Raw genomic sequence first — 16,202 nt, 5'->3', positions numbered from 1 at the left:
CCGGCGGTGATTAACCACACCGTCAGCCGAGGGGGATCCGTTCGGCCGTGCCGATGCACGCCCATCCGCAGAGCTGCGAAATCACCGCACAACCGTTGTCGCGCAACGGAACTTCGTACATCCGTCAGGTGACGGATGTCTGGTGAACGCGCTTCGCGAAGCATTGCTCTACGGGGCCCGACGCTCCGCACCTCGACGCCGAGGAGGAGCGATGTTCCGTGCTACCACCGTCTCCACGGTCGTGATCTTCGTACTCGCCATCAACCTGCGGCCGGCCGTGACGAGCCTGGGTGCCGCCCTCCCGGACATCTCCGTCGCCGGTGACCTGGTCGCCGCGGTACTCGTCGCGTTGCCCCTGTGGGCGATCGGCCTCGGCGGCTGGGCGACACCGTGGCTGTGCGGCCGGGTGGGGACGCGCCGGACCGTCAGCGTGGCCCTCCTCGGGCTGGTGTTGTCCCTGACCGGACGGGTTCTCGGGGGCTCCGCGCCCCTGCTGGCCGGGACGGCGCTGGCGTGCCTGTCCATCGCCGTGCTCGGCACCATGCTCCCGCTGCTGGCCAACGGGTCCGCCGCCTTCACCCTCGGGCTCGGGCTCGGCAGCACGGCCGGTGCGCTGGTCACGCCCACGGCGGTGCTGTCGTCGTCGTGGCGGGTCGCCCTCGGCCTCTGGGCGGTCGTGGCGCTGCTGGCCCTGCAGGTGTGGCGGCGCGCTCCCGGCGAGTTCGTGTCGCCGCGCGCGACCTCCGGGTGGGTGCCGGCCTCCGCCTTGACCATCCACTTCGGACTCATTTCGACGGTGACGTTCCTGGTCATGGGCTGGCTCCCCGGAATCCTGCGCGACGCGGGTGTCCCGCCGGCGACCGCGGGCGCGTGCCTCGCGTTGTCGATGGCCATGGGCCTGCCCATGATGTGGCTGGTGCCGGGCTGGACGCGCCGGACCACCAACCAGACCCTGCTCGTCATCGCCCTGGCCACACCCAACGTCATCGGCGTGGGCGGCCTGCTCCTCGCGCCGGCGGTCGCGCCCTGGCTGTGGGCGGCGGCCACCGGCGCGGGCATGGGCGCGCTGGCGTTCGCCCTGACGACGATCTCGTTGCGCAGCAAGGGCAGCTCACTCGCGCTGTCCGCCACGGTCCAGGGCGTGGGGTACGTCATCGCCGGGTTCGGCGTGCTGGCCTGCGGCTGGCTGCACACCTACACCGGTGCCTGGCGGACACCGCTGCTGCTGGTGGTGGCGATCCTGCTCGGCCAGGTCCTCAGCGGGCACGCCGCGGTGTCGCGCAGGTCTTCGACGTCGCCCGCGCCGCGCACGCTCGCTCTTCCCCAGGGAAACGCCCCGGAGGTGGGGGTCTGACGCCGGCCGTGCACGCTCCACTTCGGACACCGGCCGCCTCGGGCTCAGCCCGAGGCGGACTGGTGGCGAGCGGCTTCCCGGGCGATGTCGATGCGCGAGCTCACGCCGAGCTTGTTCAGGATGTGCGAAACGTGCGTGCCGACCGTGCGCGGGGACAGGTACAGGCGGGCCGCGATCTGCGGGTTCGACAGGCCTTCGACCACGAGCGCGGCGATCTTGCCCTCCGTCGGGGTCAGGCTGTCCCAGCCGTGGGTGGCCTGGCGGTGCTTCACCGTCGGGCCGCGCCGGATGCCGAACGCCCGGAACAGGGCGCGCAGCCTCGCCACGTCCCATTGTGCGTCCAGCTTCGAGTAGAGGTCGATGGCGTGGGTGAAGGCGGCCCGCGCCGACCCGCGATCCTCGGCCCGGGCTTCGGCGAACGCGACCGCGGCGGCTTCCAGGGCTTTGGCCTGGGCGAGCGGCCGGCCCGTGTCGCGGTAGCCGTCGGCGGCTCGCAACAACTTCGTCCCGTCGCGCTCGATCAGACCGCGGCAGTACAGGCCCAGCGCGCGGTGGTGCGGCACGGTGGACTTGGCGGCGAGCGCGCGCACCCGGGCCTCGATCTCCGCCGCGGTCCGCACGTCGCCGATCGTCGCGGCCAGCCGGACGGTGTCCCCCAGCAGGTCCTCCGCCGCGTCTTCGCCGGCCAGCACGTCGGTCAGCACGGCGAGCGCCCGTCCCGGTGCGCCGGCGTGCTCGAGGGCGAGACTGCGGGCCCGCACCATCGATTCCACGACCAGGTCGCCGAGGCGTTCCGAGTACGGCGCCGCGACGTCGAGGTGCCGCCGGGCCGCGGCCGCCTCGCCGCGGTGGAAGTGGATGATCGCCGCGACGCCGTGGTCGCAGCACACCACGCTCGGGTCCTTGTGGTCGTCCGCGACGACGTCGACTTCGGCCAGCGCGTCGTCCCACCGGCCGGCGCGCAGCATCACCCGCCCGAGCGCGCTCTGGGCCTGGGTCAGCCGCATGACGCTGCCGGTGCGGTCGGCCAGTTCCCGCGCCTGCCCGGCGGCGGCGAGCGCCTCGGCGTGGCGGTCGAGCGCGCCGAAGGCGACCGACTGGTTGATGCGCAGCAGCAGGGTGAGGTCGATCAGCGCGGGATCGCCCCGCACGATGGCCAGCGCGCGCTCGAACAGCGGCAGCGCGTCGATCCACTCGCCCCGCATCATCGCGACCAGGCTCAGCACGTGCAGCGCCCACCCCGTCGCCCAGCGGTCTTCGACCGGGCCGAGCTCCGCCAGCGCCTTCTTGGCGACCCGGCCGGCGGTGTCGACCTCGCCGAGGTCGCGGTGCGTCCGCGCGATGAGCACCAGGAGTCTGGCCCGGTGCCGGGCCTCCAGGTCCGGCCGGGTCAGTGCGTCGTTCAGCGCGTCGAGGGACTCGGCGGAGCGGCCGGTCATCCCGCGGCACTGGACGACCGTCGTCTGCAGGTCGACGTGCACGTCGGGGTCACGGACGCGGTCCAGGGCACGGCAGGCGATCCGCTCGGCCTGGGCCACGTTGCCCACCCGGTAGTAGGCGTCGGCCAGCCGGCCGGCCAGTGCGCCGGTCACGGCGTCGTCGAGCGGGGCGTCCCGCACCGCCCGGCGCAGGAGCGCGACGGCGGCCACCGGCGCCTGGCCGATCAGCGGCGTGGCCACGTCGAGCAACCACCGCACGGCCCAGGGCGGCACCGGCACCCGGCTGTCCGTTGTGGACACCATCGGCAGCAGCTGCCGCGCGACCCGCTCGACCGGCGCGCGCGCCTCGGCCAGCGCCGACGCGGCGACCTGGTGCCAGGCGATCCGGACCGCCGTCGGCATCTCGTCGTACAACGCCTTGCGGATCAACGGGTGCCGGAACCCCAGGTCGTCGCCGGCCGCCACCAGCACCCCGGCGGCGCGCGCCTCGTCGAGGGCGGGCAGCAGGTCGCCCAGCGAGCAGTCCGTCACGGTCGCGAGGTCCGCGACCGAAAAGCCGTCACCGAGCAGCGCCGCCGCCCGAAGCACGGTCCGCGCCGCCTCGGACAGGAAGCCCAGCCGGTCCGCGATCGCCTCCGGTAAGGAGTCCGGCGTGGCCGCGCCGGTCAGCTCCACGACGCCCGCGGTGTCGACCGCCAGGCACGAGCTCCTGGCCAGCGCATCGAGCAGTTCGGTGAGGTACAACGGGTTCCCGGCGGCGTCGTCGGCCAGCCGCGCCAGCTCGTCACCCGGCCGGCCGCCGGCCAGCGCCGCCACCAGCTCGAGCACCGCCGGTTCCGCCAAGCGGCCCAGCCGCAGCCGCTCGGCCGGCCCGACGATCCGGTAGAGCGAGCGCAGGTCGTCACGGCGCGGCACCGGGCGCAGGACACCGATCAGGAGCAGCGGGAGCTGCCGGACCGAGCGGGCGAGCCGGCTCCACACCGCCACCGTCGTGCGATCGGCCCACTGCAGCTCGTCGAGGACCAGCACGGCCGGTCCGTCCTGGCACAGCTCGTCCACCAGCGCGATCAGCTGCTCGGCCGCCGCGGCGGCGAGGTCGGCGCCCTTGCCCGCGACGGCGCCGCCCCCCAGCAGCTCGGAGATGGCGTCACGACGGGGATCGCGCGTGACCTGCGTGATCCGCAGGGCATCCAGCAGCGGCAGCAGCGGCAATGCCTGCCCGAGCTCGTCGCCGGCGCCCCAGAACACCTGGCACCCCGCGTCGACGGCGGCCGCGCAGCCGGCCCGGGCCAGCGCGGACTTGCCGATGCCCGGCTCGCCGTCCACCAGGACGGCGCGGCCGCGCCCCCCGGCCACCTCACGGATCCATGCAGCCAGCCGGGAGAGCTCGTCGTCCCGGCCGACCAGCAGCTCGGTACCGTCCGTGAGCGGGCGCACACGGCGATAATAGAAGGAAAACCGTTACCCAACAAGAGCTATACTGAGCCGGACCGGATGGACTGCCGCGGTTCCCCTCCGGGAAAACGTCCATTCCGATGGAATATTCCAGTTCGTGATCCCAGCGTTATTCCGCCACCCGGTGCCGATGGATCATCAACTGCTCGCCGGGCGCCGATCTTCGCAGCTCCGCACCGATCCGCCGGGCCCGGACAGCCATTCCTCCCCAGCGACCGGCCGGCGAATGCCGCGGGATCATCGAGCGGCCGCACCCGGCGGCCAGAGCACGGCATCGCAGTCCGTCAGCGCTTCCGGCCCTGGCAAAGAGGGAGAACCCGCGCTTCCGCCGACGAAACCACGGCCGGCCGCGAGCACCGGGCCCACGGCCGGATCCGCGGCACGAGCCGTTCGACTGTTTCGACAGCGCGGCGACCATCGCGTCGACGATCTCTTCGCGCACTTCCGGAAATACGCGCAAGCCGACGATTATAGCGTGCCGACCGGAACGGCGACGGCAACCTTTTGATTTCGATGACGTGAATGTGCCGAGCTCGTCGGCACCGGGCGCGCGACCGTTGATCCATTGTCTTTTGCATTGATCGACGACCCCGGGGCCACGTTTTCCGCAGTTTTTCGGCGCGTCGTCGAACCCGGCTGGGCCTCGACCGGCCGTGACACACGGTCCGGCGGGCAGGTGATCAACGAGCCCGCACCCGGCTGCGCGGCCGGCGATCACGCTCAGTGAACGTCGTCGGCCGAACCGGTTTCGGTCGAATCCGCGATCCCGGTGCCCGCCCTTCCGGAATCGGTGGCGTTTCCCGCTTCTGGACACGGCGATTCGTAGCATCCTTCGACGATCAGCGAGCAAAAACAAGATCTTCGATCAAGAATTCGTGCCGCCATTGTGGTGAAAACCCCGTTTTGACGTGTACTTCGCATTGTCAAGGGTTGTGGAGGTCCCTACAGTGGCCTGCCTGACACCCCGGGAAATGATTAACGGATCTTCCCGGCATTCGGTAGATCAACCGCCATCTCCTTCGAGGAGCAGGACTTGTTTGGAATCGCCAGGAGCGGTGGCCGGGTTCGGCACGCCGCCCTCGCCCTCTCGGCCGTCATGGCCGTCACCGGTTGCGGCGCACTCGGCGCGGAGGGCTCGACCGCCTCGTCCAGCGGCAGCGGCCTGGAGAAGACGACGCTGAAGGTCTCGATCTTGCCCACCACGGACCTCGCGCCGTTTTGGCTGGCCCAGGACAACGGCTACTTCAAGGCTGAAGGCCTCAGCGTCGATTCCGTCATCGCCGCCAGCGGTCAGGCCTCGTTGACGAAGTCGATCTCCGGCGAAGCCGACATCGCGTTCTCGACCTATCCCCCGTTCTTCACCGCGAAGAGCAGCGGCGCCGCCGACATGCAACTGGTCGCCGACGCGACATCGGTCAACCCGAAGTCCAATGCGATCGTCACGGTTCCGAATTCACCGGTGAAAACAATCTTCGACCTGGCGGACAAGAAGATCGCCATCACGGCCAAGAACACCGCCTCGGATCTTCTCACCCGCTCGGTGATGCAGGATCACGGCGTCGATTTCGACAAGGTGAAATGGGTGCTGATCCCGCTGCCGAACATCGCCGCGGCGCTGCAGCAGGGGGAAGCGGATGCCGCGTACCTGCCGGAGCCCTACATCACGCAGGCCGCCAAGACCGTCGGCGCGATTCCCGTGATCGACATCAACACCGGTGCGACCCAGGACTTCCCGCTGACCGGCTACGGCGCGACGAAGAAGTGGGTGCGGGAGAACCCGAAGACCCTGGCCGCGTTCCAGCGCGCGATGCAGAAGGCCACCCACGACGCCTTGAACGACCGCGCCAAGGTCGAGCCGCTGCTGGTCCGGTTCGCCAAGATCGACGAGGACACCGCCAAGCTGCTCACTTTGCCGGGCTACGGCTCGACCCTGGATTCGCGGCGCCTGCAACGCGTGCCGGACCTGTTGCTGCAGCTCGGCGCCATCCCGAAACCGATCGACGTCAACTCGATGATCGGACCGCAGGCGGGAAGGTGACCCGCCGCCGGGCGGATGCTGTCCGGCGTGGCTGACCCCCGCCAACCACGCCCGGACCCGGGCAGCTCCCCGGTGTGCCCGCCGGGGAGCTGCCCCGCTACTCGCCGAGGTTGGGCATCGGCCGGTTCGACCCCTTGACGATCGGCGGGTCGAACGCGCCGCTGATCGTGTCCAGCTTCGTGCCCTTCGGCGGGAACTCCGGCAGGAAGTTGTCCTCCTTGTTGTGCTGGATGAACTTCTGCACGTCGGAGGTCAACCCTTTGTACTCGGCGTCGAGCTTGACGTGGTCCCGGATGCCCTGTTCGGCGGGGTTGGCGGCGTCCTTCCACTTGACGTTGTCACTGGCCGTGACCGAGTAGTCCACCTTGAGGTCGTTGGCCTGCTTGCGGAACTCCGCCGGCGTCGAGTTCATGCCCCACGAGTCGATCTTGCGTTGCAGCTCCGTGTCGCTCATCTTGGTGACGCTGTCCTTGAACTGCCCGACCCGGATGTCCGCCTGCTTGAGCTTGTTCTCGAAGTTGCCCGACATCTGGGAGTTCGCCTTCCGCGACAGCGTGGTCATGTTGTCCGCGGTCCCGGAGCCGCCGAGTTCGTTGTTCTTCAGGTGCCCCTTGATGAAGTAGCCCTCGTCGGTGTCGGGCTTGTACCCGTTCTTGTCGTTGGGGTTCCTGAGCTTGTCGAGCTCGGCCTGCATGCGCGGGTCGAAGTTCGCGTGCTTGGTCGCGTTGAGGTCGTTGACGTCGGTGAGGTGGTTGCCCGCCGGTGTGGTGCCGCCGGGGTACTTGCCCTTGCCGGAGCCGTCGATCGAGCCACCGCCCGACTTCCCGCCGCCTTCCATCACCGTGCGGCCGGAATCCCCGTGCGACTTGTTGGCATCGCCGGTGAGCGGCGGGTCGTACCGGCCGGTCCGGGGCTTCTTGGTGGGGGAACCCGTCCCGGCGGCGCCGTTCCCGGCACCCTGGTTCGGGTTCGGGCGCTTCTTCGAGCCGGTCTTGCACGGGGCGGGGGCCTCGAAGGTGGCGTCGTCGTCGAGGAACGCGGTCGGGTCGTCGGCGTAGTTGACGACCTTGCCGCTGTTGCGGGTCAGGCCGAGCGGGTCGGCGGCGAGGAACGGGTCTTCGACGTAGGTCTCGGGGTTCAGCGCCGGGGTCAGCCCGAGCGGGTCCGGTGAGATGTAGCGGGCGTTGGCCGGGTCGTAGTAGCGGAAGACGTTGAAGTGCAGGCCGGTTTCCGCGTCGTGGTACTGGCCGGGGAACCGCAGCGGCGTCGGCGGCCGGGCGCCGGCCGCGGTCAGGCCCCACAGGCTCGTCCGCACCGGGCTGACCGTGCCGTGGTCCGGGCCGACCAGCTCGGTCGGGGTGCCGACCTCGTCGGTGATCACCGCGGAGACCTCGACCCGCCCGTCGGGCAGGGTGCGCGCCTGCGCCACCACGCGGTCCTCGTCGGGGTGGTGGATCCAGGTGAGCGTTTCCACCGGTGCGCCCCCGGCGGTGTGCCGGGCCTCGACGAGATTCGTGCCGTCCCAGGCGAAGTCGACCCGTTCGGCGACCGCGCCCGCGGGGTCCAGCCGTTCCTTGGCGGTGCGCCGATCGAGCGCGTCGTAGCGGTAGCGCCACCGGGTGCCGTCCGGCGTGCGCACCGCGACCAGGTGGTCGTGCGCGTCCCAGCCGAACGTCCAGGTCAGCGGCGTGCCGTCCGGCGCGGGCAGCGTCCGCTGGACCAGCCGGCCCTGCGCGTCGTGGACGTAGCGCACCGCGCCCGCCGCGGCGAGCACCCCGCCGGCGTACTGGCGCGGGCCCGCCTCGGGGCCGGTCCCCGGCGAGGACGAGATCAGGTTGCCGAGCACGTCGTAGGCGTAGCGCTCGGCCGCGCCGTGGCGCAGGGCGGCGGTGACGCGGCCGGCGGTGTCGAACTCGTACCGCACTCCCCCGGCCGGGTCCTCCCGGGTGGCGATGCTGCCGTCCGGGCGCCGGTGGTAGCGCGTGGCGCCCGCCGGGGTGTGCTGCGCGGCGAGCCGGCCCGCCGGGTCGAACCCCTGTCGCAGCAAGGGGTTCGGCCCCGCGGAGAGCCCCAGCGTGCGGCCGGCGGCGTCCTGGTGCAGGGTCAGCTCGGTGCCGGCGATCCGCAGCAGCTCCGCGCCGTCCGCGGTCTGTCCCCAATGGACGTCCACTCCGGACGGAGTGCGCCGGGTCTTGGCGCCGTGGGGATAGTCGAAGGTGGTGGTCCCGGCCGCGGTGGTCTGGCGCGTCACGCGGCCCTCGCCGTCGTGCGTCAGCTCCAGCACGCCGTCCGGTCCGGTGGCGCGCACGAGACGGCCGACCGGGTCGTAGCGGTAGGTTTCGGTACCGGCCGGGCTGATCCGCTCGGTCAGGTTGCCCAGCAGGTCGTACCGGGACTCCACGGTCTCCCCGGCCGGCCCGGTGAGCCGCACCCGCTGTCCCGCGGCGTCGTACTCGCACCGGGTGACCCGGCCGGCGAAGTCCGTCTGGGAGAGCAGCCGCTCTTCGGCGTCGTAGGTGTAGTGCCAGGTCTGCCCGGCGGGGTTGGTCACGGCGACCAACCGCAGCTCGGTGTCGTAGCGGTGGGTGGTGCGCGCGCCGGCGGCGTCGACCGTGGCGGTGATCGTGCCCATCGGGCCGTTCTCGGTGCGGACCACCCGGCCCAGCTCGTCGGTGCGGGACGTTTCGGCGCTCTCGCCGTCGAACGTCCACTGCCGGCGGGTCCCGTCCACGGCGAGGACTTCCCGCAGGGAGCCTTCGACCGTCCAGGCGTACGCGGTCCGGCCGCCGGCGCGCTCGATCGCCCGCGGCCGCCCGAACAGGTCGGCCTCGACCCGGGGCTCGGCGACGTCCGGCTCGGTCCCGGGGTCCGCCGCGTGCTCGAGGTGCTGGTCCGCGGTCACGCCGAGCGGGTCGGTGTAGGGGTCCGGCAGGTTCGGGGCGGTGTAGCGACGGCGGAAGACCCGGTCGCCGTCGGCCACCTCGATCACCAGCTCGGTCTCGGTCCGCTCGGTGATCAGCGCCCGGGACCCGTCGGCGCGCAGCACCGAGACGAGCCGCCCGTGCGCGTCGTGCTCGAACCCGGTACGCCGGCCGAGCGGGTCGGTGCGGGAGAGCAGCACGTCGCGCGGCCCCCACTCGCTGCGGGTCACGCCGCCGAGCCGGTCGGTCAGCGCGACCGTGTTGCCGTTCTCGTCGAACTCGTACACCGTCTGGCGGCCGAAGGAGTCGGTGACGGTGGTCCGCCGGTCCGCGTAGCTCAGCGTGGTGTCGAGGAAGCCTTGGTCGCCGACGCCCCGCACGCAGCGGCCGTGCGGGTCGTAGACGTAGCGGTACCAAGCGCCGATGTGGTTGGTCCAGCCGGTGATCCGGCCCTCGGCGTCGTGGGTGTAGCGGGCCGGCCGGGGTGAGGAGTTGGCGCGCACGCCGAGGTGTCCGTGCTGGTCGTAGTCGTAGCGGGCGACGAGGACGTCCCCGTTCCGGACAGCGCGCGGACCGCGCGGATCCGGCCGTCGGCGACGTCGAAGGCGATCCGGGCGCCGCCGGAGTGCGTGAGCAGTGCGGGCGCGCCGTCGGCGTCGTGGTCCAGCTCGGTGTACGCCCCGCTCTCGGTGCGGATCTCCTTGAGCAGGAACAGGTCCGGGTTCCCGTCGGCCGCGACGAACCGGCGCAGGGTGCCGCGCGAGGGATCCTCCAGGACGTACTCGGCACCCTGCCCGTGCAACCGCCGCAGCGGGCCGTGCGGGGAGGTGACCGTCGCGCCCGGCGCGGGCACCGGGAAGCGCAGGATCATCGCGTCGGCGCTGTAGTACGTGACGGTCCCGCGCGCGACGGTCAGCCGCTCGTCGACCAGCGACGCCCAGGAGGGCCCGAACCAGCGCCCGGCCCGGTAGGACGAGACGTGGTTGCGGACGATGAGCTGGCCGAGCGGCCCCGGCACGACGAGGTCGCTCTCGGTGACCAGGACGTCGCCGGTTTGGACGTCGATCGGGTCGCCGCTGCCTTCCTTGCAGCCCGGTTCCTTGGTCTCGGAGGTGTTCCGGTCGCCGCCGGGCCCCTTCGAACCGCCCTTCGCGCCGGAAGACGTGGTCGAGTCCCCGCCCGGCGGGTCGTCGAGGCCGCGCGAGGCCGGCGGCGGATCGTTCTTGGGCGGATCGTTCTTGGGCGGGTCGTTCTTCGGCGGCGGCGGGTCGTTCTTCGGCGGGTCGGTCTTGGGCGGCGAGTGGTCGCCCGCGGTCGTGGTGGAGTCGTCCCCGCCCTTGCCCTTGGGACCGTCCAGGCCTTTCGGGCTGCCGTTGATGTCCGCGTGCTTCGGCGCCGGCGCGGCCTTGCCGGGCTTGATGTTCTTCAACGCCTTCGCCGCGTCCCCGAACAAATCACCCGCCCGCTTGAGCAACGGAACCAACGCCTTCAAGGCGGTGACCAGCCGCTTGACCAGATCCGCGATCTTCGACGCCGTCTTCGCGACCGCACCGATCACCTGCGGCACCACCCACGTCAACCCGATCCCCAAGGTGAACACCACCTGCAACGCCCAGCTGATCAAATGCCCGATCAGCTCCGCGATGATGTCCCGCACCAGCGCCCGCACCGCCGCAACGACCTCACCCGCGGTCTTCACCCCACTGGACGCACCCTCGCAACCCTTCTGCGCGGTCTCCAGCAGCGTCACCGTGTCCTGCGCACGCTGCCGGTAGGTGTCCCCGGCGTTCCCCGTCCAGGACGCGGTGTCGGCCTTCACCATCCCGGTCAGGTCTTCCCCGACACTGCCCAGCTCGGTCGCGACGTTCTTCCACGTCTCCGACTGCGCGGCGATCTCATCAGCGTTGCCGGTCAGGCCGTTGAGGGCTTCCTTCAACGGGCCCACGTGCTCGATCAACCACCCGACCCCGGCAGCGAGGATCGCCCCGAAGGGATCCATCGCCATCGAGAGCGCATCCAGGGCGGTGCCGACCGCGCCCATCGCGACCGATGCCCAGTCGCCGCTCTCGATCGCGGATTTCAGGTCGGCGGCCGATTCCAGCAGGGAGATCCCCGAGTACGCCGTCGTCGAATCCTTCACCGGCGCAACCAATGGATTGCTCATCCGTCCCCCACCTCAGCCACCTGACCGACCCCGAAGTTCCCCATGAAAACACACGCCGCCGGGTGGCCCGCGGCGGGCGTGATCAACGCGAAAACGGGGTCGGAGTCAGCGCACGGGGTCAGCCGTTGATGCCGCGCGCCACGGCGAGCTGCCGCTCCTTGTGCTGCCGCTCGCGGGCGACGTCGCCGTTGTGCTGCCGGACGAGCACGTCCTGCACCGCGCGCTCGACGCCGACCCACGTCCGGACCCACTCGGCCCGCTCCTTGCACCGGACGTCCCGGGTGGCGACGGCGATCTCGTGCGCGGACGCCCGGCCCGAGCCGAAGGCGGGGTCGTTCACGGCGGCGTCCGGGTCGGCGTAGGAGAACCCCGCCTCGGCCATGCACCGCGACCACTGCGTGGCGGCCGCGGTCACCGGCGGGGTGGTCCGGGTGATCTCGTAGCCGCGGTTGCTCAGGTCGAAGCTCACCGGCTCCTGGCCGGGCTTCGCGTCGGGCGCGATCGTCCGGTCCGCCTCGCCCGCGCACCCTCCGGGCGGCACGGCGCGGCCGCCGGCCTCGCCGGTGCGCGTGCCGGTGATCACCGAGACGACGTGCGGCGGCGCCGGCCGCCGGACGGGCGCCTCGGAGCGGGCGGCGAACACCGACGGGTCGCGGTAGCCGTAGGTCGCGGCCTCGCCCGCGTCGACGAGACCGTGCCGCCGCGGCTTGTCGGCGTCCCGCACGGGATCGACCGCCGGAAAGACGTAGGTGATCCCGTGGGCCGCGAGGCACCGCTCGACCAGTGTGGTGCGTGCCTTGATGACCTCGAGCTCCTCGACCGGCGTCAGCAGCGACCGGTCGAGGGGCAGGTCGAGGCCGTGCACCGTCGAGACGTCGGCGGGCACCTTCCCGAGCGCCGCGCCGAGATCGAAGCCGGACGGGGCGGCGGGCGGCGCCGAGCAGCCGGCGAGGGCGATCACCGTGACGGCTGCCGCGAAGGCGCCCGCACGGCGCCGCCCTCGGTCGGACGTGACCACGGCCGGACTTCCGGCTAGTCCTGGTCGCGGTTGGCGCAGTCGCTGAAGATGACCGGTCCCGAAGGCCACTTGAAGCTCGCGTTGTTGTTCTTCATGGTCGCGGTGAAGTTGCCTCCGCTGTACGGGCCGAACGACTGCGACGCGACGCTGCCGTTGCAGCCGCTGTTGTAGTAGACCGTCGCGGTCCATTCCGCGTTGTTGACGACCGAGGCGGCGTTGTTCTTCACCTGGACGCCGCGGCCGTTGGTGCCGCCCCACCGGAACACCTCGTTGTCGAGGTTGCCGTCCGAGTAGGCGTAAGTGGCGTGGGCGCCGCCGAAGTTGCTGTTGAAGTAGAAGCAGAAGAACAGGTCGGGGCAGTCGTGGAGGGTCCCCGCTGAGGCGGCCGGCGCCGCGACGGTGGTTCCGGCGATCGCGGCGACGAAGGCCGTGAGCCCGATCAGTACCCGTTTCGCGTGCATGGATCTCCCGTCGTCAGCGGCTGTCGGCCGGCTGATCACGCCGGCGGGGAGCGGCCGGTTGAGGTGCCGGCCGGAACGGCACCCGGATGGACCAGCGCGCGCCCGGCTTGACAGCCCGGGCCGCGCTCGGCCACTGTCCGGGCCGTGGCTGAGCACCTTCTCCCGGCGACCCGCGAGACCACCGTGGACGTCTTCGACCGGGCCACCCCGCCCGTCCTCACGGTGGACCCGGGCGATTCCGTCGTCGTCGGCTCGCTCGACGCCGCGGGCTGTCTGGAACCCCGGCTGGACGGCCCCACGATGATCCCGGGCCGGCGCGGACACTGCCTGACCGGGCCGATCGCGGTGCGCGGCGCCGAGCCGGGCATGGTCCTGCGGGTGCACTTCACGTCGATCACGCCCGGGGACTGGGGCTGGACCTCCGCGGGCGGGAAGGACAACGAGCTCAACCGCAGGCTGGGCGTGGCCGGCGGACCGGCGTCGCGGCTGACGTGGGACATCGGCGACGGCACCGCCACCAGCAACCTCGGCCACACCGTCGCCGTCGCGCCCTTCCTCGGCATCACCGGCCTGCCGCCCGCCGAACCGGGACCCCACTCGACCATTCCGCCCCGAGCGGCCGGCGGCGGCAACATCGACTGCCGCGACCTCGTCGCCGGGTCCACGTTGTCCCTGCCGGTGACCGTGCCCGGCGCGTTGCTGCACCTCGGCGACGGCCACGCGGCGCAAGGACACGGCGAAGTCGGCGGGACGGCGATCGAATGCCCGATGACCACCGAGGTGACGCTGACCCTGTCGGCGGATCCGGTGCTCCCGGGCATCCACGCCGAAACGCCGGAAGGCCGGGTCACCTTCGGGTTCGACGCCGACCTCAACCAGGCCACGGCCGACGCGCTGGACGCCATGGTGACCTGGATGCAGCGGCTCCACGGAGTCGACAAGCCGACCGCGCTGGCTCTCGCCAGCCCGGTCGTGGACCTGCGGATCACCCAGGTCGCCAACGAGACGTGGGGTGTGCACGCGGTCCTGCCGCACGGGGCGATCCGCTGATCGACCGGCCGGCCGTCACCGAGCCGGACGGGGAACCTCGTCGCCGGCCGCAGCGAGCAACGTCTCCGCGAGCCGCTTCCCCGCGGAAAACGGCCGTGCGTCCCGGGAAACCACCGACGTGACCGTCGCTCCTTCGAGCAGGAGCATCATTTCCTCCGCCAGGCCGTCCGCGCGGGGCGATCCGGCGCGCTCGAGCTGAGTCCGAAGGTAGCCGCGCAGGGCGGTCTTGTGGTGGCGGACCACCTCGCGAACCGGGTCCTCGGGATCGGGGTACTCCGAGGCGGCGTTGAGGAACGCGCAGCCACGGTAGCCATCGCGGGACAGCCACGCCTCGTACGCGTCGAACACCGCCAGCACCCGCTCGCGCGGGTCGTCGTGCCCGGCCGTGATCGTGTCGATCTGCTCCTGCCACCGGCGGTCGCGCTCGCGCAGGTACGCGACGACCAGCCGGCTCTTCGAACCGAAGTTCCCGTAGAGGGCGGCCTTCGTCACGCCCGCCTCGGCCGCCACCGTGTCGACGCCCACCGCGTGGATGCCCTCGCGGTAGAACAGCGCCGAAGCCGCCTTGAGCACCTTCGCTCCCGCGTCGCCAGGACGAGTCCGGCCCACCACGCCTCCACACCGATCGGTCTGCTGCATTACCTGCAGCAACCATAGCATCACTTGACACCAGACAGACCTGTCTGTTTGGTGGAGGTATGGCGACCAAGACGGAGGAGCACACCGCCCGGTGGTGGCCCATCGCCGCGACCGGCGCGGGGGTGATCGCGCTTTGCTACGGGTTCGCGCGCTACGCCTACGGGCTGTTCGTCCCGCGGTTCGGCGAGACGTTCGGGCTCACGACCGTCGCCGTCGGCGTGCTCGGCGGCCTCTCCACCGCGGGCTACGGCCTCGGGCTGCTCCTGTCCCCGAGAACGTCGGCGCGGTCACCGCGCGGCACCGTGCTGCTGGCCGGGGCGGCCGCCACCGCCGGGCTCGCGCTGATGGCGGTGGCGCCGGACGTCGTGGTGTTCGCCGCCGGGATCGTCATCGCGGGCGGCAGCGCGGGGCTCGTGTCGCCCGGCGTCGCCCAGCTCATCGGCGAGACCGTCGGCGCGCGCGCCCGGCCGCGGGCGCAGACCTGGGCCAACACCGGAACCGGGCTCGGGCTCGCCGCGTCGGCGTTCACTCCTCTACTGGCGTTCGGCTGGCCCGCGATCTGGGCCACGTTCGCCGTGCTCGGCGCGGCGATGACGCTGGTCGCCTGGCGGACCCTGCCGCGCACCCGGCCCGCCGAAGCGACTACCGGTCCCGCTCGCGGCGTGGCACCGCTGATGCTCAACTCGGTCCTCATCGGAGCGACGAGCGCGCCGTACTGGACGTTCTCCAGTTCCCGCCTCACCGAGGCCGGCCTGGGCCCGGTCGCCGCGACCTGGTGCTGGTTCGGCATCGGCGTCGCCGGGCTGCTCGGCGGCCTGGCCGGTCCGGCTGCCGAACGGTTCGGGCTGCGGGCCGGCAACCTCGCCACCTGGACGCTCGCGGCGGCCGGCATCGCCCTCCTCGCCCTGCCCCACCCCGGCCTCCCCGGCGCCCTGGTTTCCGGTGCGCTGTTCGGCATCACTTACCTGGCCTTGACCGGACTGTGCATCCTCTGGGCCGCCCGCCTGTTCCCCACGCGGCCCGCCCGCGGCGTCACGTGGTCCTTCGCCGGGCTCGGCGCCGGCCAGACCGCGGCGTCCCCGCTGGCCGGCGCGGCGGCGTCCGCCATCGGGCTGGGCGCGGTGTTCGGGCTGACCGCACTGGTGGCGCTCGTCGCGTGGAGCCAGCTCCACCCCCGCCTCGCCCCACCGGAAGGACTCGCGCATGTTCGCCACGGCCGTCCACGGGGTACGTACGTGCCGGACGCCGCGCGAGGTAGTCGCGGAGCCGGACGGAAGGCGAGCCGCCGATGACGATCGAGCAGACGCGGCACCACACCGACGAACTGCGGGTCGTCGTCCGCGAAGTGGCCGACGACCTCAGCGAGCCGGCCGCGGTTCGCGCGTGGGCCGACCGGCTCCTGCTCGACCTCCCCGACGACCGGCGCCACGACGTGGTGACGGTGGTCGACGAACTCACCTCCAACGCGTTGCGCCACGGTGAACCACCGCGGCAGGTCCGGTTGCTGCGACGCGCGAACTGGCTGTGCGTCGAGGTCGACGACGCGTGTCTCGATCCCGCGTGTTCGCAGCCGTCCATGGGCTCGGCGCCGCACGGGCTGGGGCTGGTCGCGGGCTTGAGCCTCGCGTAAGGCCAGTGGCAGCGCTCGACGGGCAAGACGGTG

General features: G+C 72.0%; 11 protein-coding genes. 5 read left to right on the top strand and 6 right to left on the bottom strand.

Annotation, left to right across the window (positions count from 1 at the left end):
* The first annotated feature begins 211 nt into the window (after positions 1-211).
* A complete protein-coding gene (locus tag AB0M59_RS01115) occupies positions 212-1,354 on the top strand; it encodes an MFS transporter (protein WP_364606511.1) in 1,143 nt (380 codons plus the stop codon).
* Positions 1,355-1,398: 44 nt separating this feature from the next.
* Here AB0M59_RS01115 and AB0M59_RS01110 read toward each other — a convergent pair whose 3' ends face one another.
* Positions 1,399-4,230 carry an AAA family ATPase gene (locus AB0M59_RS01110; protein ID WP_364606508.1) on the bottom strand — a complete coding sequence of 944 codons (2,832 nt, stop codon included), beginning with the start codon at positions 4,228-4,230 and terminating at the stop codon, positions 1,399-1,401.
* A 1,114-nt stretch (positions 4,231-5,344) separates the two neighbouring features.
* Between AB0M59_RS01110 and AB0M59_RS01105 the strand changes: the two genes are divergently transcribed.
* Entirely contained in the window at positions 5,345-6,286 is a 942-nt protein-coding gene (locus AB0M59_RS01105) for an ABC transporter substrate-binding protein (RefSeq protein WP_364606505.1), read from the top strand.
* Positions 6,287-6,383: 97 nt separating this feature from the next.
* Here AB0M59_RS01105 and AB0M59_RS01100 read toward each other — a convergent pair whose 3' ends face one another.
* The 4 genes from AB0M59_RS01100 to AB0M59_RS01085 all read right to left on the bottom strand — a co-directional run bounded on the left by AB0M59_RS01100 (position 6,384) and on the right by AB0M59_RS01085 (position 12,850).
* A complete protein-coding gene (locus AB0M59_RS01100; RefSeq protein ID WP_364607098.1) occupies positions 6,384-9,407 on the bottom strand; it encodes an RHS repeat-associated core domain-containing protein in 3,024 nt (1,007 codons plus the stop codon).
* 137 nt (positions 9,408-9,544) lie between these two features.
* Positions 9,545-11,371 (bottom strand): DUF6531 domain-containing protein, encoded by a 1,827-nt coding sequence (locus AB0M59_RS01095; protein WP_364606502.1) that lies wholly within the window; start codon positions 11,369-11,371, stop codon positions 9,545-9,547.
* 118 nt (positions 11,372-11,489) lie between these two features.
* Positions 11,490-12,389, bottom strand: coding sequence for a hypothetical protein (locus AB0M59_RS01090; protein ID WP_364606499.1), 900 nt, complete (start codon positions 12,387-12,389; stop codon positions 11,490-11,492).
* Between the two features lie 14 nt (positions 12,390-12,403).
* On the bottom strand, positions 12,404-12,850 hold the full coding sequence (locus AB0M59_RS01085; RefSeq protein WP_364606497.1) for a peptidase inhibitor family I36 protein: 447 nt from the start codon (positions 12,848-12,850) through the stop codon (positions 12,404-12,406).
* Positions 12,851-12,994: 144 nt separating this feature from the next.
* Here AB0M59_RS01085 and AB0M59_RS01080 point away from each other — a divergent pair, with 144 nt between their 5' ends.
* A complete protein-coding gene (locus tag AB0M59_RS01080) occupies positions 12,995-13,900 on the top strand; it encodes an acetamidase/formamidase family protein (RefSeq protein ID WP_364606494.1) in 906 nt (301 codons plus the stop codon).
* 15 nt (positions 13,901-13,915) lie between these two features.
* On the opposite strand, the gene AB0M59_RS01075 is transcribed toward AB0M59_RS01080, so the two are convergent.
* Positions 13,916-14,509, bottom strand: coding sequence for a TetR family transcriptional regulator (locus tag AB0M59_RS01075; protein ID WP_364606491.1), 594 nt, complete (start codon positions 14,507-14,509; stop codon positions 13,916-13,918).
* An 89-nt stretch (positions 14,510-14,598) separates the two neighbouring features.
* On the opposite strand from AB0M59_RS01075, the gene AB0M59_RS01070 reads away from it, so the two are divergent.
* On the top strand, positions 14,599-15,831 hold the full coding sequence (locus tag AB0M59_RS01070) for an MFS transporter (RefSeq protein ID WP_364606488.1): 1,233 nt from the start codon (positions 14,599-14,601) through the stop codon (positions 15,829-15,831).
* On the top strand, positions 15,828-16,169 hold the full coding sequence (locus AB0M59_RS01065) for an ATP-binding protein (RefSeq protein ID WP_364606485.1): 342 nt from the start codon (positions 15,828-15,830) through the stop codon (positions 16,167-16,169). Before AB0M59_RS01070 ends, AB0M59_RS01065 begins: the two co-directional genes overlap by 4 nt.
* Positions 16,170-16,202 lie beyond the last annotated feature (33 nt).

The organism is Amycolatopsis sp. NPDC051371 (genome assembly GCF_040682155.1).
GTDB lineage: Bacteria > Actinomycetota > Actinomycetes > Mycobacteriales > Pseudonocardiaceae > Amycolatopsis.
Note: the sequence above shows the minus strand (reverse complement) of the source record. Positions and strands in the feature narration are given on the sequence as shown.

Bases quoted from the DNA above. Each gene is read 5' to 3' on its own strand.
- AB0M59_RS01105 (WP_364606505.1), top strand. From the start codon at position 5,345: ATGGCCGTCACCGGTTGCGGCGCACTCGGCGCGGAGGGCTCGACCGCC.
- AB0M59_RS01065 (WP_364606485.1), top strand. From the start codon at position 15,828: ATGACGATCGAGCAGACGCGGCACCACACCGACGAACTGCGGGTCGTC.
- AB0M59_RS01115 (WP_364606511.1), top strand. From the start codon at position 212: ATGTTCCGTGCTACCACCGTCTCCACGGTCGTGATCTTCGTACTCGCC.
- AB0M59_RS01095 (WP_364606502.1), bottom strand. From the start codon at position 11,371: ATGAGCAATCCATTGGTTGCGCCGGTGAAGGATTCGACGACGGCGTAC.
- AB0M59_RS01070 (WP_364606488.1), top strand. From the start codon at position 14,599: ATGGCGACCAAGACGGAGGAGCACACCGCCCGGTGGTGGCCCATCGCC.
- AB0M59_RS01085 (WP_364606497.1), bottom strand. From the start codon at position 12,850: ATGCACGCGAAACGGGTACTGATCGGGCTCACGGCCTTCGTCGCCGCG.